This is a genomic window from uncultured Phenylobacterium sp. (assembly GCF_902826855.1).
In the GTDB taxonomy this organism is placed as follows: domain Bacteria; phylum Pseudomonadota; class Alphaproteobacteria; order Caulobacterales; family Caulobacteraceae; genus Phenylobacterium.
On the sequence record NZ_CADEGK010000085.1, the window covers coordinates 1 to 18,521 of the forward strand.

At 69.4% G+C, this 18,521-nt stretch carries 20 protein-coding genes; 6 read left to right on the plus strand and 14 right to left on the minus strand.

All coding sequences use genetic code 11. From position 1 onward, the window contains the following. Positions 1-92: 92 nt before the first annotated feature. Both QZV94_RS25160 and QZV94_RS12965 read right to left on the minus strand, forming a co-directional pair. Positions 93-341: a hypothetical protein gene (locus QZV94_RS25160; RefSeq protein WP_367254421.1), complete on the minus strand. Its 249-nt coding sequence runs from the start codon at positions 339-341 to the stop codon at positions 93-95. 66 nt (positions 342-407) lie between these two features. Further along, the gene (locus QZV94_RS12965; RefSeq protein ID WP_293678309.1) at positions 408-1,325 is read right to left on the minus strand and encodes a LysR family transcriptional regulator; all 918 of its coding nucleotides are present in this window, start codon (positions 1,323-1,325) and stop codon (positions 408-410) included. A 97-nt stretch (positions 1,326-1,422) separates the two neighbouring features. Between QZV94_RS12965 and QZV94_RS12970 the strand changes: the two genes are divergently transcribed. After that, positions 1,423-1,746 carry a nuclear transport factor 2 family protein gene (locus tag QZV94_RS12970; RefSeq protein ID WP_293678310.1) on the plus strand — a complete coding sequence of 108 codons (324 nt, stop codon included), beginning with the start codon at positions 1,423-1,425 and terminating at the stop codon, positions 1,744-1,746. Continuing rightward, complete coding sequence (locus tag QZV94_RS12975) at positions 1,743-2,522, plus strand: SDR family oxidoreductase (protein ID WP_293678311.1); 780 nt, start codon at positions 1,743-1,745, stop codon at positions 2,520-2,522. The genes QZV94_RS12970 and QZV94_RS12975 overlap by 4 nt, the downstream gene beginning before the upstream one ends. A gap of 104 nt (positions 2,523-2,626) precedes the next feature. Here QZV94_RS12975 and QZV94_RS12980 read toward each other — a convergent pair whose 3' ends face one another. From QZV94_RS12980 to QZV94_RS13000, 5 genes are all read right to left on the minus strand, one after another. Further along, on the minus strand, positions 2,627-2,797 hold the full coding sequence (locus QZV94_RS12980; RefSeq protein ID WP_293678312.1) for a hypothetical protein: 171 nt from the start codon (positions 2,795-2,797) through the stop codon (positions 2,627-2,629). A gap of 84 nt (positions 2,798-2,881) precedes the next feature. Beyond that, a complete protein-coding gene (locus QZV94_RS12985) occupies positions 2,882-3,856 on the minus strand; it encodes a DUF6607 family protein (RefSeq protein WP_293678313.1) in 975 nt (324 codons plus the stop codon). Positions 3,857-3,866: 10 nt separating this feature from the next. Further along, complete coding sequence (locus QZV94_RS12990) at positions 3,867-4,250, minus strand: hypothetical protein (RefSeq protein WP_293678314.1); 384 nt, start codon at positions 4,248-4,250, stop codon at positions 3,867-3,869. Further along, complete coding sequence (locus QZV94_RS12995) at positions 4,247-5,275, minus strand: phosphotransferase family protein (RefSeq protein ID WP_293678315.1); 1,029 nt, start codon at positions 5,273-5,275, stop codon at positions 4,247-4,249. Before QZV94_RS12995 ends, QZV94_RS12990 begins: the two co-directional genes overlap by 4 nt. Further along, positions 5,276-6,577 (minus strand): cytochrome P450, encoded by a 1,302-nt coding sequence (locus QZV94_RS13000; RefSeq protein WP_293678316.1) that lies wholly within the window; start codon positions 6,575-6,577, stop codon positions 5,276-5,278. Between the two features lie 150 nt (positions 6,578-6,727). Here QZV94_RS13000 and QZV94_RS13005 point away from each other — a divergent pair, with 150 nt between their 5' ends. Further along, on the plus strand, positions 6,728-7,801 hold the full coding sequence (locus tag QZV94_RS13005; protein ID WP_293678317.1) for a hypothetical protein: 1,074 nt from the start codon (positions 6,728-6,730) through the stop codon (positions 7,799-7,801). Here QZV94_RS13005 and QZV94_RS13010 read toward each other — a convergent pair. Genes QZV94_RS13010 through cpaB form a run of 6 tightly spaced genes read right to left on the minus strand, consistent with a single transcriptional unit; the run spans position 7,798 to position 14,645 of the window. Next, positions 7,798-8,760 carry a type II secretion system F family protein gene (locus QZV94_RS13010; protein WP_293678318.1) on the minus strand — a complete coding sequence of 321 codons (963 nt, stop codon included), beginning with the start codon at positions 8,758-8,760 and terminating at the stop codon, positions 7,798-7,800. The two genes, QZV94_RS13005 and QZV94_RS13010, sit on opposite strands and share 4 nt — an antisense overlap. Before the next feature lie 13 nt (positions 8,761-8,773). Further along, the gene (locus QZV94_RS13015) at positions 8,774-9,733 is read right to left on the minus strand and encodes a type II secretion system F family protein (RefSeq protein ID WP_293678319.1); all 960 of its coding nucleotides are present in this window, start codon (positions 9,731-9,733) and stop codon (positions 8,774-8,776) included. 3 nt (positions 9,734-9,736) lie between these two features. Further along, on the minus strand, positions 9,737-11,149 hold the full coding sequence (locus QZV94_RS13020) for a CpaF family protein (RefSeq protein ID WP_293678320.1): 1,413 nt from the start codon (positions 11,147-11,149) through the stop codon (positions 9,737-9,739). After that, positions 11,150-12,340 carry a cellulose synthase operon protein YhjQ/BcsQ gene (locus QZV94_RS13025; RefSeq protein ID WP_293678321.1) on the minus strand — a complete coding sequence of 397 codons (1,191 nt, stop codon included), beginning with the start codon at positions 12,338-12,340 and terminating at the stop codon, positions 11,150-11,152. A 6-nt stretch (positions 12,341-12,346) separates the two neighbouring features. Continuing rightward, positions 12,347-13,696: a type II and III secretion system protein family protein gene (locus QZV94_RS13030; RefSeq protein WP_293678322.1), complete on the minus strand. Its 1,350-nt coding sequence runs from the start codon at positions 13,694-13,696 to the stop codon at positions 12,347-12,349. A gap of 4 nt (positions 13,697-13,700) precedes the next feature. Beyond that, the gene (cpaB, locus tag QZV94_RS13035; RefSeq protein WP_293678323.1) at positions 13,701-14,645 is read right to left on the minus strand and encodes a Flp pilus assembly protein CpaB; all 945 of its coding nucleotides are present in this window, start codon (positions 14,643-14,645) and stop codon (positions 13,701-13,703) included. A gap of 204 nt (positions 14,646-14,849) precedes the next feature. Between cpaB and QZV94_RS13040 the strand changes: the two genes are divergently transcribed. The 3 genes from QZV94_RS13040 (at position 14,850) to QZV94_RS13050 (ending at position 18,116) form a co-directional block, all read left to right on the plus strand. Then, positions 14,850-15,779: an aldo/keto reductase gene (locus QZV94_RS13040; protein ID WP_293678324.1), complete on the plus strand. Its 930-nt coding sequence runs from the start codon at positions 14,850-14,852 to the stop codon at positions 15,777-15,779. A gap of 136 nt (positions 15,780-15,915) precedes the next feature. Then, positions 15,916-17,136 carry a CoA transferase gene (locus QZV94_RS13045; RefSeq protein WP_293678325.1) on the plus strand — a complete coding sequence of 407 codons (1,221 nt, stop codon included), beginning with the start codon at positions 15,916-15,918 and terminating at the stop codon, positions 17,134-17,136. After that, positions 17,133-18,116 (plus strand): hypothetical protein, encoded by a 984-nt coding sequence (locus QZV94_RS13050; RefSeq protein WP_293678326.1) that lies wholly within the window; start codon positions 17,133-17,135, stop codon positions 18,114-18,116. The genes QZV94_RS13045 and QZV94_RS13050 overlap by 4 nt, the downstream gene beginning before the upstream one ends. On the opposite strand, the gene QZV94_RS13055 is transcribed toward QZV94_RS13050, so the two are convergent. Then, positions 18,113-18,521, minus strand: a 409-nt coding sequence (locus tag QZV94_RS13055; protein WP_293678327.1) for a biotin/lipoyl-containing protein, incomplete at its 5' end; no start/stop codon positions are given. The genes QZV94_RS13050 and QZV94_RS13055 overlap by 4 nt on opposite strands.

The window sequence follows — 18,521 nt, forward strand, 5'->3', positions numbered from 1 at the left end:
AAATATAATGGTCAGGACAGCGAAATCAGCGCCTTACTTGGGAAATGTGGGCTAAGAGGAAATCCAATTCCGGGCGGGCGCGCGCCAGTGACCTATCCGTTCCTTTGCGGTCTGCGGAAGCGAGCGGCCGCGGCACACTGCCGCTCGCTCATTTTGTATCCGATCCGCGCATAGGCGGCGGTCAAGCTGCCGAACCGGCGCACGTAGGTGTTGGGAGATCGCGTAATCGGTGAGGCCTCGATGAGGCTCATCGTGAGTTTGCCGTGCTCGTCGAGGAGACGGCGCAGGTCCTCAAGAAGTTCGTCGTCCGTGGCCGTTCGGTGGCGGGGCCTATCAGTCATGAGCGAATGAAAGCAGCACCTGCGTTGCGCGGCTATCGCCTTCCGGCGGACGGGGCGGCCGACGCCCTATCTGTTGACCTGCGAATGCCCGGCTTCGGCAATGCGCCGGGCAAGCCCGATGAAGGCCTTGAAGGCAGCGGAGGGGTTTTTCCGGCCGGGGTAGTAGAGGCAGAGGGGCGGCCGCTGGAGCGCGAAGCTTTCCAGCACCGGGATGAGACGGCCCTCCGCGATCTCGCTGCGGACGTCGGGCTCCATGAAGAAGCCGAGTCCCAGGCCTTCCAGCACGGTGGTCTTGGAGAGCCCGGCCTCGTCGAGCGTGATGGGGCCCGTCACGTCGACATAGATGGGCTCCCCGCGAAGCTCGAACGGCCAGCGGAAGAGCGCGCCGTTCGGTAGCCGGATCCGGATGCAGGCGTGGTCGAGGAGGTCGCTCGGGACCTGCGGCGCAGGATGGGCGTCAAAATAGCTCGGAGCGCCCACGACCACGTAGCGGAGCGCCGGGCCCATCGGCACGGCGATCATGTCGCTGGGCACCAGGTCTGCGACGCGGACCCCAAGGTCGAAGCCTTCGGCCACCACGTCGACCAATCTGCCTTCGGTCACGAGATCCACATGCACATCGGGGTAGCGCCGCAAGTACTCCAGGATCAGCGGCGACAAGACCTCGCGGGCGGCGGTGGCGAACGCATTGATGCGCAGCACGCCCGATGGCGTTGCCTGCTGTCCGCGAACGAGGTCCATGGCCCCGTGGATGTCCTGCAGCGCGGGGCCGACCTGATCGACGAAGGTGCGTCCGGCGTCGGTGAGCGAGACGCTGCGGGTCGTGCGGTTGAAGAGGCGCACGCCGACGGAGGCCTCCAGCTTGGCGACGGCGTTGCTGAGCGCCGTTGTTGAGACGCCGAGGTCGAGCGCCGCACGCCGGAAGGAGGCCCTTCGGGCGACGGCGAGCACCGCGTCGAGATCGCCCAGGCCCGCCCGGTACATTGTCCCTAAATTCGCAACCGTTGATCCCGAGTTGTCCGCCTTATCGCGACGATTGTCCACGGCTAGGTAAGGGGACGGAGCAACAAGGAGACCAGACATGGACCTGCATCCCGCGATCCAGACGTATTTCGACGCCGACCGGCGTCGCGACCAAGACGCCGTCACCGAGGTCTTCGGGCCGGACGCGACCGTGGCCGACGAGGGGCGCACCCACGAAGGCCGCGAGGCCATCGGCGCATGGTGGTCCGAGACGAAGGCGCAGTATGAGGCGCTCCTTGAGCCGCTGGAGGCGACGCGGACGGACGGCGCAACCGTCGTGCGAACACGAGTGACCGGGAATTTCCCCGGCAGCCCCGTGACCTTGACCTTCGCGTTCCGGTTGGCAGGCGAGCATATCAAGGCGCTGGAGATCGGGGCATGAGCGGCTTCCTGTCTCTCGAGGGCGCCCGGGCGCTGGTTACCTCGGGCACCCGGGGCGCTGGAGCAGCAACGGTGGCCCTGTTCCGTGAGTTGGGCGCCCGCGTCCTGACCGTCGCGCGGTCGCCGGCGGAGGGTGCTCCCGACCCGATGTTCGTCGAAGCCGATTTGAGTACGCCTGAGGGCTGCGACGCCGTCGCACGGGCTGCCCGCGAGCGGCTGGGCGGCGTCGACATACTCGTCCACATGCTGGGGGGCTCATCGGCGCCCCCCGGGGGGATCGCAGCGCTGGGCGACGACATCTGGGCCAGGGAGATCGATCTCAACCTCATGCCCGCCGTCCGCCTGGATCGGGCGCTCGTCCCCGCGATGGCGGCGCAGGGCAGGGGCGTCGTTATCCACGTAACCTCGATCCAGCATCGCATGCCGTTGCCAGAGGCGACGACGGCATACGCCGCGGCAAAGGCGGCGCTCTCGACCTACAGCAAGAGCCTGTCCAAGGAGGTTGCGCCAAAAGGCGTGAGGGTGGTGCGCGTCGCCCCGGGCTGGATCGAGACCGAGGCGGCGGTGGCGTTGAGCGACCGCCTGGCTCGCGACGCCGGGGTCGACCGCGAGGGCGGCAGGCAGATCATCATGCAGTCGCTGGGCGGCATTCCGCTGGGCCGGCCAGCCAAGCCAGAGGAGGTGGCGAACCTGGTGGCCTTTCTGGCCTCCGAGCGCGCGGCGTCAATCACCGGCGCGGAGTACCTCATCGACGGCGGGACAGTCCCAACCGCCTGAGAGGGAGCCGGCAGGGCGCGAGTGCGTCGGAGGCGAGGCCTGAGCGACCGTGGTGTCGCCGGCGCGTCCGTCCTGTCGGCCAGCCCGGTGGGGCCGACGCCCGCCTACGAAACCAGCGTGTTCTCCGCCCGCATGGCGGCGTGGCAGCGGCGGAGCGCGGCGGTGGCTTCTTCCAGCTGGGCCTCGAAGTCGGCCAGCAGGCGGTCGTAGTGGCCGTCCATCAGCCGGGTCACGACATCGGTCTCGTCGTCGGTCTTTGGCTTGTTCGCGGCCATCGTAGTCCCACCCGGTCTTCTTGGGTGCGATCCTGGGGCCGGTAGGGTTTAGGCCCGATTTACGCCGCGAAAGATTGTGCGTTTTCAGGGCTTGGGCGCTGACGCGGCCGCTAGCGGGCGGGTGCGCTCCGACCCCGCGATCAGCGCCTTTGCCTGGGCGACCGCCGCGAGGGTGTCGGTCTTGCCCTCGGCGATGTCGTCGGCCAGGCCCATCAGCCTGGGTCCGGTGACGGAGCCGTTCTGGGCCTCCTCCGTCACCGCCACGCCGCCTTCCTTAGCTATCGCCGCGTCCCAGGCCTGCCGGACCTGCGCCCAGTACGCCTTGGTCTTGGCCCAATAGTCGTCGGCGGCCGCCACCGGATAGCCGCTGAACCGGTCGTAGGTGTTGACCACGACCTCGTGGACGTAGGTCACCGGCTTGCCGTCCCGCACCCCGACCTTGGCGTTGTCCTGCTCGTGCACCCAGCCCTTCGGCGTCAGCGCGTGGCGGTTCACACCCACGTACCAGGTGTAGACCGGGTGGCGGATCGCATCGCGTCGGGCCAGCGGCCGCAACGTCTCGTCGCTCTGCCAGCGCGCCACGCCGTGGTCGTGGGCCCAGCGGCCGACGCCGCCGTATCGCGGGCTGTCGTCGGTCTGCCAGACGGTCTGTGACCAGGCGCCCTTACGCGCCGCGGCGGGAACGTCCTTCAGCGTCCAGCGGCCGGAGCTCTCGTAGACCACGACCGTGGCCGGCTCCCATCGCCAGTCCTGGCGCCAGTGCTTGACCACCGACGGCGCCTTGTCGTCGCCGACCACCAGCATGTGCTGCAGGCTGATGAAGTCGCCGCGGTCCTCGATCACCCGCACGACTTCGTGTCCGCCGCTGGTCTTGGGCGCCAGCGGCTTGTAGTCGGCCACGAACGGCACGGTCTCGCGCATGTCGAACCGCACCTTGTAGTCCCCGGCCATGGCCAGGATCGCTTGGCGGTCGGTCTCCGGCGGCGGGTCGGCGGCCAGGGCGGGAAGCGCGAAGGCCAGGACGGCAAGGGCGGCGAGGCAGGTTCGGCGGGTGCGCATGGCGGTTGGCTTAGACCGGCGCGGAGGCCAGTTTGCGGCGTTCGGTCGAGGCGCGGAGTTCGGCCCAGATGGCGGCCTCCTTGCCCGTGTCGCCGGCGGCTTCGGCGGCGGCGTGGGCCTCGATCAGGGCGGCGCGCAGACGGTTGTTCTCGGCCTGCAGGGCGGTGAGATGCAGGTCGGGGTCGTCGCCGGCCTGGCCCAGGATCGCGCGGATCGCGCGGTTCTCCTCGACCAGGATGTGGGCCTGGCGATCCCAGATCTCGGCGGTGACGCTGAGCAGCATCGCCGAGATACCGAGCTCGCTGGCGCGCTCGGCCTCGGGCACGCCCGGCCGGCCGTTGCGGATCAGCAGGTCCGAGAGCTCCAGCAGGACGGCGGGGATTTGCGGGGTCATAGGCGGCCCATCACCTGAAGCATCGCCCGGTCCTGGGCGTTGGTCAGCCACCAGGCCGGATAGACCATGATCGGCGCCCGGTTCGCCCCGGTGTTGAAAGCGGCGGCGGAGCCCACCCAGATGCCCTGGCCCTTCACGCAGTTGAACAGCGTCCACCAGTGCAGGGCGTCTCGGTCGGCGGTAAGGCCGGAGGCGCGCTCCCAGGTGGCGATCGCCTCGTCCGGCGTTGTCAGGCCGCCGGCCAGGCCCGGGCGGCCGAAGCTCCAGACCGGCTGGAGGCTCCAGCCCAGGTCCTCCAGCGGATCGCCGAGATGGGCCATTTCCCAGTCCAGGACGCCGTGGATCTGGCCTTCGGCGTCGTAGAGGAAGTTGCCGGTCCGGAAGTCCCCGTGGACGACGCTCAGCTTCTGGGCCGGGGGTGGCGGGTTGGCCCGCAGCCAGCGGATGGCCGCCCGGGTGATGGGCAGCGGCTCCGTGGCGTCCTTGTCGATCAGCGCTTCCCAGTGGTCGAGCTCACGCCGCCAGCAGGCGTCGAGCGCCGGGACCGGCATCACCCGGTTGAGCTTCAGCGCCCGGGGGTCGGCCTTGGCGATCTCGCCCAGGATCGTCCACTTGCGCTCGGCGATGGAGGGGAGAACGCTGTCGAAAGCGCCCGAAAACAGCACCTGCGGCGAGGCCTGGTGGCCGGCGATCTCCTCGGCGATGAAGAACGGATGGTCGAGATGGCGGCTGGTCTCCTCCAGCCACAGCACCTCCGGCACCGGCACCGCGGAGTTGCGGAAGGCGCGGTAGGCTTCGAACTCCACACGCCGCTCGGTGTCGATCAGGCTGGCCGGGGGGTCGCGCCTGAGGATCATCTTCCGCTGGTGAGCGCCGCCGCCCTCGGTCCAGTGCAGCTCGAAGCGGTAGGTCTCGCGGCTGGCCCCGCCCGCGATGCGTTCCAGACCTGAGACCGCGACATCGGCCTCGGGCATCTTGCCCGCGATGTAGCTGGTCAGCCGCGGTTCCAGGGGGTGTGGCGGCACCTAGGCGAACTCGAAACGGATCGGCAGCCGCTTCGGCCCGTTGACGAAAACCGCCTCGCTCATGGCCGGCGTCCCGGCCAGTTCTACGGACTTCAGTCGCGGGAGCATCTCCTCCCACAGAATCCGCATCTCCATCTTCGCCAGGTGCTGGCCCAGGCACAGGTGCGCGCCGTAGCCGAAGGCCAGGTGCTTGTTCGGCTTGCGGTCGACGCGGAACTCGTCGGGGGCCTCGAACACCTCTTCGTCGCGGTTGCCCGAGGCGTAGCAGAGCATGATCCAGTCGTTTTGCTTCACCTGCCGCCCGGCCACCTCGGTGTCGGCGGTGGCGGTCCGCATGAAGGTCTTCACCGGCGTGGTCCAGCGGATGGATTCGTCCACCAGGCCGCCGATCAGCGACGGGTCGGCCTTCACCTTGGCCAGCTCCTGCGGCCGCTCGGCCAGGGCCCACATCGCCCCCCCGACCGAGGACGAGGTGGTGTCATGCCCGGCGGCGGCGACGATGATGTAGTAGCTCATCGCCTCCAGGTCGGAGATCGGCTGGCCGTCGACCTGGCTGTTGGCGATCACGGTGGCGAGATCGTCCGTCGGGTTTCTACGCCGCTCCTCGCTGAGCGCGCGGAAGTAGTTCGAGAAGTCGATGATGACCCCGAAGTCCATCTGCGGGTTTTCCGGCGCGCCCAGGGTCGGCGCCCCGCCCTCCTTGCGCCCCAGCTCGGGGTCGGCCGCCCCGAACAGCTCCTGGGTGAGCTGCAGCATCCTGGACTCGTCGCTCTCAGGCACGCCGAGGATCGTCATGATCACGTGCAGCGGATAGTGGAGGGCGACCTGCTGGACGAAGTCGCACTCCCCGCCCAGGGACGCCATCCGGTCGACGGCGGCCCGCGCGATCACCCGGATCCGGTCCTCCAGCCCGCGCAGGTTCTGCGGCATGAACCACCCCTGGGTCAGGGCGCGGTACTTCGGATGGTCCGGGGCGTCCATGTGGATGAGCGTTCGCAGCAGGTGCGGGCTGCCGCCCATCATCTCGCGGACGCGCTTGTCCACCACCTGGCTGGTCAGGGTCGGCGAACGGTCGCCGGAGTGGAACAGGTCGTTCTGGCGGCTGATCTCCAGGATGTCGGCGTGCTTGGTCGCCACCCAGAACGGATCCATCCCATCGACCTTGGCCATGCCGAACGGTTCGTTGGCGCGCAGCCAGCGGTAGGTCTCGAAGACCCTGCCGTCGGCATAGGCCGGGGGTTGGCAAAGCGTGTCCGCGAGGTCCTGCGGGATCCGGTGGTCCGCCGCCGTCATCAAACCCATGGCCCTCTTAGCCCGCCGCCTGACGCGTGGTCACGCAAGACGGGCCCTCCTGTTTGTCCGTATCGTGCCCGGAAGTAGTTACCGGCAACGCGTGGCCCCGCAAGGGCTGACCGCGCGCCAGCCCAAATGAGCCGCCAGCGAGGACCTGCGATGCTGACCAAGGGCGACGACTTTCCGATCCACCAGACACCGGAACCGATCGCCTTCGCGGGCTCGGACCGGAATTTCTACGACCGCTATTTCTTCAATGCCTACGCGCCGGACGGCTCGGCGTTCGTGGCCGTGGCCTACGGCGTCTACCCGGCGCTGAATGTCGCGGATGCGCACGTCGCAGTGGTCAAGGACGGCAAGGAGGCTTGCCTACACGCCTCGCGCATCCTGGGCTTCGAGCGGATGGACACGACGGTGGGGCCGATCGCGCTGGAGATCCTGGAACCGCTGCAGCGGTTGAAGGTCACCATCGCCAAGACCGACGGCATCGCCGGAGAACTCACGTTCGAAGGCCGCGCCTTCCCCATCGAGGAGCCGCGGTTCGTCAAGCGCAACGGCCCGCGCCTGTTCATGGACTACACGCGACTGACCCAGAATGTTCGGGTCTCGGGCTGGGTCGAGGTGGATGGCGAGCGCATCGAGCTGACCGGCTGGCTCGGCACACGCGACCGTTCCTGGGGCATCCGCCCGGTCGGCGCACCGGACCCCCAGCCGACGCCGGGTGCGGGCATGGCCGGCTTCTTCTGGCAGTGGACGCCGCTGAACTTCGCCGACCGGTCCGTTTATTTCCACGTCAACGCCGACCCGGACGGCAAGCCGTGGAACACGCGCGCGGTGATCCTGCCGGACGGGGCGGGCCCGCACGGCGGCTACGAGACCGAAGCGGCGACGATGGCCACCGAGCTGATCCCTGGCACTCGGCACGCCAAGTCCGGGGTCCTGACGATACCCATGGAGCAGGGGGCGGCGACGGTGAAGCTCGAACCTCAGTCGACGTTCCTGATGCGCGGCGTCGGCTACGGCGGTGGCTGGCGGCACGGCGAGCTCAAGGGCGAGCTGGCGGTGGCGCGCGAGGACATCGACTGCGCCAATTTCGACAAGAACGACTTCGGCAACCTGCATATCCAGGCGATCAGCAAGGTGACGCTGTCGCAGCCTGGCCAGGCCGACCAGGTGGGGATCGGCGTGTTCGAGCAACTGATCATGGGGCCGTATCGGCCGCTGGGCCTCTAGCCGGCGGACCCACCCTCGCCGAAGACGCGGACCAGTCGCGCTGCGGCCGGCAGCATCAGCGCGCCGAGAATAGCCGGGAAGATGAACAGGATCAGCGGCACCGTCAGCTTGGCGGACAGGCCGAGCGCCTTTTCTTCGGCGCGAAGCATGCGCTTGGCGCGCATGTCGGTGGAGAACACCGACAGGGTCTCGCCCAGGCTGGTGCCCATCTCTTCGGCCTGGCGCAGCATGGTGGCGAGCGCGCGGGCGTCGTCGATGCCCAGCCGGTCGGCGAAGGCGGACCAGGCATCCCTGCGGGCCCGGCCGGCGCGCAGCTCCAGCACCAGGAAGCGCAGGTGGATCGTCAGGTTCGGATAGCGTCGCGCCAGCTCCTCGGTCACTCGGGTGACCGCCGCGTCCAATGACAGGCCCGCCTCGACCGAGGCCACCAGAAGGTCCAGGAGGTCAGGGAAGCCGTCGGAATACTCCCGTTCGCGGTTGGTCCTGCGGGTCTTCAGCACGAAGTCCGGGCCGTAGAGCGCTCCCAGGGAGAGGGCCACCGCCACCCCCAGGGCGACCATGTTGCCGCCCTTCTGGCTGATCATCGCGGGCAGGGTGAGGACGACCCCAACGGTGGCGCAGGCCAGCGCTATGGCCTTCACGCCCAGAAAGATCACCGGCGCCTCGCGGGCGTAGAAGCCGGCCTGCATCAGGCGCGAACGCAGGACCGAAACCTTGACCGGGTCGCGAACCGCGCTCTGCTGGCCGAGGCGCCGAACCGTGGAGAGCACCTGGCCGCTGATGCCGCCGCCGGCCTTCTCCACCACCGGGCCACGGCTGCCGCCCGCGGACACGCCGGCCAGGCGCGCGCGGCGAAGGGACCGGACGCGGAGTTCCGCCGCGCCCACCCAGCCCAGGCCGGCGAGCGCGCCCAGCGTCAGGACCAGTCCCGCGGCGTAGATCATGGTCTCGAGTGACATCCCGGCCATGCCGCTAAAGCCTCATGTCGATCATGCGCCGCATGATCATGTTTCCGAGGAAGACCCAGAACGCCATGCCGGCCAGTCCGTACTTGACCATCGGCTCGTTGATCACGTCGCCGTAGAAGGTCGGCGAGATCACCATGATCATGCCGACGGCGATGAACGGCGCCGAGGTCAGGATCATCGCCGAGGCGCGGCCCTCCGAGGAGGCGGCCTTGATCTTCAGCCGCATCTTGTGGCGTTCGCGGATCGTCGAGGCGTTGAGCTTCAAAAGACCTGTGAGGTTGCCACCGGTCTTTTCCTGCAGGCGCACGGTCGCGGCGAACAGGTCCAGGTCCGGGTGGCGGCAGCGCTCGGCCATGCGCTCGACGGCCTGCTCGAGGGTGGCGCCGTACGCGATCTCGTCGGCGGCCATGCCGAACTCGGTGCCGACCGGGTCAGACATCTCCCGCCCGACCAGGGCCACGGCGGCCGGCACCGGGTGGCCCGCCTCAAGCGAGCGGACGATGACCTCCAGGGCCTGGGGCAGTTGGTGGCCCAGCGCCTTGGCTCGGCTGTTGGCCTTGAACCGGAGCACGGCGAGCGGCAGCAGCACGCCGCCAACCACCGCGCCGCCCGCGAAGCCCAGGGGGTTCTTGGTGAGCAGGCCCAGCAGCATCGCGCCCAGGACGGCGGCGGCGGCCACGTAGAACAGCCACTTCTTCTGGTCGTAGGGCAGGCCGGACGCCACGATCAGGTCCGAGAGCCAGCGCAGGTGGGCGCTACGAGCCCCCGAGGCGGTCAGGCCCCGCTGCTTGCGCAGCTCCACGACCAGGGCCGAAATGCCCTCGACCTTGTTGGCCACCGTCAGCCGGCGGTTGACCTTCTTCTTCTGGGTCGCCACGGAGGCGATGCCGATCAGTCCCTGGGCGGCCGCGAACACCGCCGCGCCGATCAGCACGATGACGATGGTCTTGCCGTCGACCACCATGGTTCAGAGGACCTTGTTCGGGTCGAAGTTGGTGGTGTCGTAGGCGATGCCGCGGCGCAGCATCTCGTCCAGGCAGCGCGGTCGCAGGCCGGTCGCGCGGTGCTCGCCGTGGACCGTGCCGTCGGCGTCGGTGTGGGTGCGGTTGTAGAGGAAGATGTCCTGCATCTGCACGACGTTGCCCTCCATGCCGACGATCTCGGTGACGTGAGTCACCTTGCGCTTGCCGTCCGACAGGCGGTTGACCTGGACCACCAGCCCGACGGCCGCGGCGATCTGGTAGCGCACGGCCTCGGGGCCGATGTTCAGCCCGCCCATGGCGACCATCTGCTCCAGGCGGCTGACGGCCTCGCGCGGATTGTTCGAGTGGATAGTGGCCATCGAGCCTTCGTGGCCGGTGTTCATGGCCTGGAGCATGTCGAACGCCTCGTCGGCGCGCACCTCGCCAAGGATGACCCGGTCGGGGCGCATCCGCAGCGCGTTCTTGACCAGCTCGCGCTGGCGGATCTCGCCCTTGCCCTCGATGTTCGGGGGCCGGGTCTCCATGCGCACCACGTGGGTCTGCTGCAGCTGGAGCTCGGCGGCGTCCTCGATGGTGATCAGGCGCTCGCCCTCCGGAATGGCCGCGGAGAGCGCGTTCAGCAGCGTGGTCTTGCCGGACCCGGTGCCGCCGGAGATCACCGTGGAGACGCGGGCCTTCACCGCCCCATGCAGGAAGTCGGCCATCGACTGGGTCATGGCGTTGAATTCGACCAGCTTCTCGAGCGTCAGAGGCTTCTTGGAGAACTTCCGGATCGAGACCGAGCAGCCGTCGATGGCGACCGGCGGGATGGCGGCGTTCACCCGGCTGCCGTCGGGCAGGCGGGCGTCGACCATCGGTTGGCTCTCGTCGATACGCCGCCCGACGCCGGCGACGATGCGATTGACGATACGCAGCAGGTGGTCGTTGTCGCGGAAGCGGATGGGGGTGAGCTCGAGCTCGCCGCGCCGTTCGACATAGACCTGGAAGGGGCCGTTGATCAGGATGTCGTTGATCGACTCGTCTTTCAGCAGCGGCTCGATCGGCCCCAGCCCCACCATCTCGTCGAAGATGGAAGCGCCCAGCGCCTCCAGTTCCTTGGTGTTGAGCGCCATGCGCTCGTCCCGCGCGAACTGCGTGACCTGGCCCAGCACTTGGCGGCGCAGCTCCGACTCTTCGAGCTTATCCAGCTTGGAAAGGTCGAGCTCGTCGATCAGTCGCGTGTGCAGGCGTAGTCGCAGGTCCAGCGAGGCGTCTCGCGGCGGGCCCTTCGGCTTCGCTTCCGCCCGAGCCGCCGGGGCCGCGACGGCCGGCGCGGCCGGGGTGGCGACTACCGGAGCGGCGGGCTGGGACGGCTGGGAGGGTTGGGGCGCGTGTCGCGCGAGGCTGAAGCGGCCCATCTAGGCGGCCTTCGGGGCGGGTTCGCGGCGCGCCGGCGCGGAGGCCAGGCGGTCGACCAGCGTCTGGATGTCCTTGACGATCTTCGACTTCGGCCGGTGCTGGGCGATGGGCCCCCCAAGGTTGGCGGAGGCGGCGGCGGCTTCCCAGTCGGAGCTGATCCCGGCATCGGCCTTGCGCTGCAGGGCCTTCTCCGCCTCGACCATGGAGGGCGCGGGACCGAACATTCGACTGGCCAGCCGGTTCAGCACGATGCGCGGGCGCATGCCGGTCCCAAGGGCGGCTTCGATCTCGTCGGAATAGGCTCCGGCCGCCAGCAGGGCCGGCACGGTGAGTTCGGAGATCACCAGGATCTCGTCGCAGCCGGCGAGGGCCTCCAGGGTCCAGGCGCGGCGATGGCGCGGCACGTCCAGAATGACCCAGTCGTAGCACTCGCAGGCCACCTCCAGCAGGCGCAGGACCGCGTCGCGGCCGACGCCGTCGAAGGCGTTGGCGTCGCGGACGCCGGCCATCAAGTCGAGGCCCTTGGAGACCGGCGTGACGAAGGCCTGCAGCATGGCCGAATCGATCCGATCGGCGGCCGTGCCGAAATCGGCGAGCTTGAGGGTGGGCGAGGCGCCTAGGTAGGCGGCGCAGGCGCCGTCGGCGAGGTTCAGGTCCACCAGGCAGACGCTGCGGTCCTTGCCCGAGGCCACGGCCAGGGCGTGGGCGATCTCGATGGTGATCGTGGTCGCACCCGCGCCGCCGACGGCGCCGGTGATCGCCCAGCAGCGGGAATCGCCGCCGGTGGGCGCCAACGCCGGCTGCGACTCGGCGAGCAGGGACTGCACCGCGGCGACCAACTGCTCGGACGTGAACGGCGCCTCCAGGATATCGGCAGCCTCCAGGCGCAGCACGTTGCGCACCAGCCCGGCGGGAAGGGTGTCACCCACCATCAACAGCGGAGGAGCGGGCCTGAGCGCCGAGATCGCCTTCAGCGCCGCCGCGAGGACGCCGGTCTCGAAGGAGTCGGCGTCGATGATGATCAGGTCGCAGCCGCCCGGGGCCAGTTGTTCCAACTGAACTATCCCGCCGATCTCCAGCGCCGCGCCGGCCAGCGGCCCCTCGCGCAGGGCGCCAAGCGCCGCCCCCAGGGCGAGGATGCGGCAGCCCTTCAGGGATACGGGCGGGGACGCGGACTTGTTACGCAACATCTGGGACTAGTTCCTGCCGAGCGGGGTCGGATCACCGGGTCTGACCTTCTGGTCGAGGGCGCGGCCGAAGAGCTGCAGGTCCTTCGCGGAGGGTTCCTTGCCCGGGATCGCGTCCAGTTTCGGCGCGGCGCGGTCCTCGGCGGTCGCCAGGCGCGGCGTCACGATGATCATCAGCTCGGTCTCCGAGCGCTTCCAGCGCGAGGAGCGGAAGAGCGCGCCCAGCACCGGGACGTCGGCCAGCCACGGCGTCTGGTCGACGTCGGTCTGCAGGTTGCGCTGGAACAGGCCGGCCATGACGAAGGTGTCGCCCGGCTTCAGCTCCAGCGTCGTCGACGCGCGGCGCACGGTCAGGGCCGGCACGGTGATGCCCAGCACCGTCAGCGAGTTGTTCGGGTCGAGTTGGCTGACCTCAGGTTCGACGGCCAGCTTCACCCAGCCGTTGGTCTGGACCGTGGGCGTGAAGTTCAGCTTCACACCGTACTGGCGGAACTGGATGACGATCTTGCCCAGGTCTTCGGGGACGGGGAACGGGAACTCGCCCCCGGCCAGGAAGCTCGCCTTCTCCCCGGAGATGGCGACCAGGTTCGGTCGCGCCAGGGTGCGGATCATGCCCCGCTGCTCGAGGACGCCCAGCGCCGTCTCCAGGCTGGTGGCGCCTGAGCCGCCGCTCGTAGTGAACAGGCCGTTGGGTGGCGCGATCCCGATCAGGCCCTGGCCCGTCGCGAAGCTGAAGGACGGATTGATGGCGGAGAAGTTGAAGCCCACGTCCTGCATGGCCGTGCGGTCGGCCTCGATGATGCGGACCTCCAGGATGACCTGCTGCGACTCCTTGACCGTCAGGCGCGAGATCACCGCGTCGGGCGCGAACTTCTCAGCGATGCGTTCGGCGCCCAGCTGGACGCCGGTGTCGGTCACGTGGCCGCCCAGCATCAGCATCTCGCCCAGGTTGCGCACCTGGATGGCTTCGCCGGGGAAGGCAGCTGAAAGGTCCTGTTGCAGGCCATCGGAGTCGAAGCCCACGCGCACGTCGATCACTTCGACCAGCTGGCCGCCGCGGCCGTAGACCAGCATGTTGGTCGCCCCGAACTCGATGCCCTGGACGTAGAAGCTTGCGTTCGAGGTGGCGGTGACCTTGGCGATCTCCGGCTGGGCGACGACGATCTTGCTGGCCGGCCCGGGCAGTCGGAACGACAGCGACTTGTCGCGCGGCACATGGATCGTCCGGCGCATGACCGGCTCGGAGGCCATGGTCTGGGCATGGGCGGACGCCAGGGGCGCGGCGGCCAAGGGCACGGCCAGGGTCGCGGCGACGAGTGCGCTGAGCACGGTACGGAAGAGCTGGGAAGCGCTGAACATTGGCTTAGCCGATCGCATCGCTGCCAGCCGCGGCAGGTTTGGTTGCAGGCGCGGCGGGCGCGCCGCCGGTGGGGGCCTTGGCTGGCGCGGCGCGCCCGCGCCGGCTGCCGCCGCTGGCGGATGCGCCCTCCACGATCAGGATGGTGGAGTAGAAGTTCGTCGGCCCGCGGCTGGCCGTCCGCGTGGCGCCGGCCGTCCCGCGCCCGCCCACCAGGAAGTCCGCGGTCCGCAGCGGCGGCGCGTCGGCGATCGAAGCCTCGCCGGACTTGCGCAGCGCCAGAGACAGGGTGCCCAAGGTGGAGGCGACCGAGAGCTTCTGGCTTTCCTCCACCGAGACCTCGAGGGTGGCGGTGTTCGGGCTGGCCGGCTTCTCCGAGGTGGGGTCGGCGTTGAGGTCGACACCGAGGACCCGGGCGTTCTGGACCACGACGTAGGAGATGTAGGTGCGCTCGGGGCCTTGCGGCGTGAGGTCGCGCAGCAGCACGACGTCCACGCGGTCGCCCGGCAACGCGTGACCGCCGACGCCGGTCGCGTCGGTCACCTTGAACGAATAGGCGCGCATGCCCTCCGCGATCTCCGCCGCGACCGTCGGCCGCGACCCGGGCCCGCTGATCTTGGTGGTGAGCACCGCCTCGCGTTGGGCGATCGGCGTGAGGACGACGGGCGCGCCGCCCTTGTCCGCGCCCAGGACCTGCGAAACGGCGGTGAACGCGCCCTGGGGGATAGCGCTCTCGGGCACCTTGATGACCGTCAGCATGCCGGGTTGGAGCTTCTCGCCGAACTTCAGCGGCCGCGAGGCCACCACCAGAGGGGAACCCTGGTTTTCGCGCGGCGCGCCGATGGTGGTTTTCGCCGCCGCCGCATTCGGAAGCGCGATCCGGGCGACGAAGATGGCCCCCAGGCCCAGGACGGCGGAGGCGGCAAGGCTGACGATCGTGACGACGCGCATGAGGGAACCCGGCCAACTCTTCTTTGTTGCCCGGCACGTTAACGACGTCCGCGTTTCGACATTGAGAACAAACGGGGTGAATTCCGCGGTAGGGAAGGTGAATCCGGCGGTAAGGAATTTGAACAGCAGGCCAATTCCCCGCTGGCGCGCCGTCCGACGGAGCGGCTAGGTTCGCGCCCGAAAAGACGGTCCCGGAGACGGCAGATGAAGGTGAGGCGCCTGGGGAATTCGGGCCTGAAGGTCAGCGTCGTCGGCCTGGGCTGCAACAACTTTGGCATGCGGATCGACGCCGCCCAGACCCAGGGCGTGGTGGACGCGGCTATCGATGCCGGCATCACCCTGTTCGACACCGCCGACATCTACGGCGGCACGCAGTCCGAGGCGTTTCTGGGCGCCGCGCTGGGCAAGCGCCGTCACGAGATCGTCCTGGCCACCAAGTTCGGCATGCCGATCGGCGGGGATCCGAAGAAGCGCGGCGGATCGCGCAAGTGGATCATGCAGGCGGTGGAGGACAGTCTCACCCGGCTCAAGACCGACTACATCGACCTTTATCAGCACCACCAGCCGGATCCCGACACCCCGGTGGACGAGACGCTGCGGGCCCTCGACGACCTCGTCACCCAGGGCAAGGTCCGTTACCTCGGCAACTCCAACTACACGGGCTGGCAGATCGCGGATGCGGACTGGACGGCGGCCGGCCAGTCCCGGTTCGTATCCGCCCAGAACCTCTACTCGCTGCTGGAGCGCGGGGTGGAGGCCGAGGTGCTGCCGGCCTGCGAGCATTTCGGCCTGGGCTTCCTGCCGTTCTTCCCGCTGGCTTCGGGCCTGCTCACCGGCAAGTACAGGCGTGGCGCCCCGCCGCCGAACGACTCGCGCCTGGCCGCCTGGGGCGCGCGCGGCGCCCAGGCGCTGAGCGACGCCAGCTTCGACAAGGTCGAGCCGCTGGAGGCCTGGGCAAAGGAACGCGGCCACACGCTCCTGGAGCTCGCCTTCGCCTGGCTGCTGGGCCATGAGGCGGTGAGTTCGGTGATCGCCGGAGCCACCACGCCCGAACAGGTCAAGGCCAACGCCGGGACCGCCGAATGGCGGTTGACGCCGGAGGAGGTCGACGAGGTGGGCAAGCTGGCGGCTTGATAAATCCGCTCATCCCGGCGAATGCCAGACCCTGATGGACTGACTCAGAGGCGCGTTCGACGGACGCTGCGCTGATACAGCGAATCCTGAGGAATTCGAATTGAGCCCGGCATTCGCCGGGACAAGCGGGGTTTCAATGTACGACCTCCTGAAAGGTCTCCGCGTCGTCGATATCTCCGCCTTCGTGGCGGGGCCGACGTGCGGGCTCTATCTGGCGCAGATGGGCGCCGAGGTGATCCGGGTCGACGCCATCGGCGGCGGGCCGGACTTCCGGCGCTGGCCCCTGACGGAGAACGGCTCGAGCCTCTACTGGGAGGCCCTCAACAAGTCCAAGAAGTCGGTGGCCATCGACCTCGCCAAGCCGGAGGGGCGCGAGCTGGCCCAGCGGCTGGCCGCGGCGCCCGGCGAGGACGGCGGGCTGTTCGTCACCAATTTCCCGGTCGAGGGATTCCTTTCGTACGACAAGCTCAAGGCCTTGCGCGACGACCTGATCTGCGTGCGCGTGATGGGCTGGGCGGACGGGTCGCAGGGGATGGACTACACCATCAATTCCGCGCTCGGCCTGCCGCTGATGACCGGCCCCGTCGGCGACGAGCGGCCGGTGAACCATGTGCTGGCCGCCTGGGACCTGCTGACCGGCGCCTACTGCGCCTTCGGCCTCGTCGCGGCGCTGCTGGCGCGGATGCGTGGGCAGGGCGGGCGCGAAATCCGCGCGCCCCTGTCGGACGTGGGCGCCGCCACCATGGCCAACCTCGGGTTCATGGCGGAGGCGCTCTACACGGGCCACCAGCGCCCACGGATGGGCAACGATCTGTTCGGCGCCTTCGGCCGCGACTTCACCACCAAGGACGGCGAGAAGCTGATGCTGCTCTGCGTCACGCCCAAGCAGTGGAGCAAGGCCCTGGAGGCGCTCGGCATCGTGGGCGCGGTGGCCGAGGTGGAGGCCAGCCTCGGCGTATCGTTCGCCACCGACGAGGGACTGCGCTTCACCCACCGCGCGCAACTCTATCCCCTGTTCGAGCGCGCCTTCGCCGCCAAGACCGCGGCCGAGCTTGGTCCGGCCTTCGACGCCGGCGGAGTCACTTGGGGCGCCTACCAGACGCTGCACGCGGCGCTGGACGACCCGCGCCTCTACAAGGGCAACCCTGTCTTCGAGACCATCCGCCACCCCAGCGGGCTGAGTTATCCCGCGCCGGGCGCCATGGGCACCATTCCGCAGGACGAGCGGCTCCCGGTGACCCCCGCGCCCACGCTGGGCCAGCACACGGACGAGGTGCTGAGCGAGGTGCTTGGGCTCAGCAGCGGCGAGATCGGCCGGCTGCACGACGCGGGCCTGGTGGCGGGCCCGGCGCGATGAGCCGGTGGCGGCTGGGGGCGCTGGCCGCCATCCTGCTGCTCGCGGCGCCCGCCGCCCAGGGGGGCGAACCCTATCGCGCGCCGCGAACCGCCTACGGCCAGCCCGACCTGCAGGGTGTCTGGAACACCCACTTCGTGCTGCCGCTGGAGGCGCCGGCGACCGGCGCGCCGCCGCTGGTGCTGCCGGAGGCGGAGGCCATGGCCTATGCGCAGCGGCTGGGCGCCGACGTCCGCACCTTCAAGGCGCTGGAGCAGGATCCCGAGGTGCAGGAGCTCAGCCACGCGTCGGCGCGGGTGGGTCTGGGCGTCGTGAACGGACAGCGCCGCACCCGCCAGATCGTGCAGCCGGCGGATGGGCGGCTTCCGGTGACCCCGCGCGCCCGCGGCATGATGGCCATGATCGAGCGCGTGCTGCGCAACTCGACCGAGGCGCCGTTCCCCACGGATGGCCCCGAGCAGCGACCGAACTGGGAGCGGTGCGTGGTCGGCCAGGGCCAACCGCCCATCGCCGTCGTCACCGAGATCAACCCGCGCCAGATCCTGCAGACCCGCGACGCCGTGGTGATCCTGTCGGAATACGGCCCGGACCTGCGGATCATCCCGTTTGCCGCGAAGGCCAGCCACGACGTGGCCCAAGCCTCGCCGCTGGGCGACGCATTCGCCCGCTGGGAGGGCGAGACCCTGGTCATCGAGACCACCCGTCTGCCGCAGCGCGACGCGATCCGGCCGTTCCCGACCCTGCTGGTGAGCGCCGCCGCCACGGTGATCGAGCGCTACACGCGGGTCTCGGAAAAGGAGCTGCTCTATCAGTACACGGTGGTGGATCCCGCCATCTACACCGCCCCTTGGCTGGCGGAGTACACGCTCGCCCGGGCAAGCCAGCCGCTCTACGAGTTCGCCTGCCACGAGGGGAACTACTCGCTGCCGAACATCCTGGCCGGCGCCCGACAGCTGGATCGGGAGCGGGCGGCGAAGCCTTAAGCGGCGCTCAGCTTCGCCAGGGCTGTCCCTTCGCTGACCTGGGCGCCGACCTCGCAGGCCACTTCGTCGACGGCGCCGTCGAAGGGCGCGGTGAGGACGTGCTCCATCTTCATGGCCTCGAGCGTCAGCAGCGGCTGGCCCTTCTTCACCGCGTCGCCGGCCTTCACCGAGAGGTGCGTGACCTTGCCGGGCATGGGGGCGCGGATCGCGCCGTCGCCCCCGGCGGCGCCGGCCCCGTCGGCGCTGGGCGGATGGTCGCGGAAGACGAAGGCCTCCCCGGCCTCGAACACCACAACCTCGTCGCCGGCCGCCAGGTGGATCATCCGCGAAGGGTCCACCGCCATCGGCGCCTCGACCGGCGTATCGCCCAGCAACCAGTAGGTCGCCTCCACCCCCGGCCCACTC

Excerpts from the sequence above, each read along its gene's own strand:
- QZV94_RS25160 (WP_367254421.1), bottom strand. The coding sequence starts at position 341 with ATGACTGATAGGCCCCGCCACCGAACGGCCACGGACGACGAACTTCTT.
- QZV94_RS12965 (WP_293678309.1), bottom strand. The coding sequence starts at position 1,325 with ATGTACCGGGCGGGCCTGGGCGATCTCGACGCGGTGCTCGCCGTCGCC.
- QZV94_RS12970 (WP_293678310.1), top strand. The coding sequence starts at position 1,423 with ATGGACCTGCATCCCGCGATCCAGACGTATTTCGACGCCGACCGGCGT.
- QZV94_RS12975 (WP_293678311.1), top strand. The coding sequence starts at position 1,743 with ATGAGCGGCTTCCTGTCTCTCGAGGGCGCCCGGGCGCTGGTTACCTCG.
- QZV94_RS12980 (WP_293678312.1), bottom strand. The coding sequence starts at position 2,797 with ATGGCCGCGAACAAGCCAAAGACCGACGACGAGACCGATGTCGTGACC.
- QZV94_RS12985 (WP_293678313.1), bottom strand. The coding sequence starts at position 3,856 with ATGCGCACCCGCCGAACCTGCCTCGCCGCCCTTGCCGTCCTGGCCTTC.
- QZV94_RS12990 (WP_293678314.1), bottom strand. The coding sequence starts at position 4,250 with ATGACCCCGCAAATCCCCGCCGTCCTGCTGGAGCTCTCGGACCTGCTG.
- QZV94_RS13000 (WP_293678316.1), bottom strand. The coding sequence starts at position 6,577 with ATGGGTTTGATGACGGCGGCGGACCACCGGATCCCGCAGGACCTCGCG.
- QZV94_RS13005 (WP_293678317.1), top strand. The coding sequence starts at position 6,728 with ATGCTGACCAAGGGCGACGACTTTCCGATCCACCAGACACCGGAACCG.
- QZV94_RS13010 (WP_293678318.1), bottom strand. The coding sequence starts at position 8,760 with ATGTCACTCGAGACCATGATCTACGCCGCGGGACTGGTCCTGACGCTG.
- QZV94_RS13015 (WP_293678319.1), bottom strand. The coding sequence starts at position 9,733 with ATGGTGGTCGACGGCAAGACCATCGTCATCGTGCTGATCGGCGCGGCG.
- QZV94_RS13020 (WP_293678320.1), bottom strand. The coding sequence starts at position 11,149 with ATGGGCCGCTTCAGCCTCGCGCGACACGCGCCCCAACCCTCCCAGCCG.
- QZV94_RS13025 (WP_293678321.1), bottom strand. The coding sequence starts at position 12,340 with ATGTTGCGTAACAAGTCCGCGTCCCCGCCCGTATCCCTGAAGGGCTGC.
- QZV94_RS13030 (WP_293678322.1), bottom strand. The coding sequence starts at position 13,696 with ATGTTCAGCGCTTCCCAGCTCTTCCGTACCGTGCTCAGCGCACTCGTC.
- cpaB (WP_293678323.1), bottom strand. The coding sequence starts at position 14,645 with ATGCGCGTCGTCACGATCGTCAGCCTTGCCGCCTCCGCCGTCCTGGGC.
- QZV94_RS13040 (WP_293678324.1), top strand. The coding sequence starts at position 14,850 with ATGAAGGTGAGGCGCCTGGGGAATTCGGGCCTGAAGGTCAGCGTCGTC.
- QZV94_RS13045 (WP_293678325.1), top strand. The coding sequence starts at position 15,916 with ATGTACGACCTCCTGAAAGGTCTCCGCGTCGTCGATATCTCCGCCTTC.
- QZV94_RS13050 (WP_293678326.1), top strand. The coding sequence starts at position 17,133 with ATGAGCCGGTGGCGGCTGGGGGCGCTGGCCGCCATCCTGCTGCTCGCG.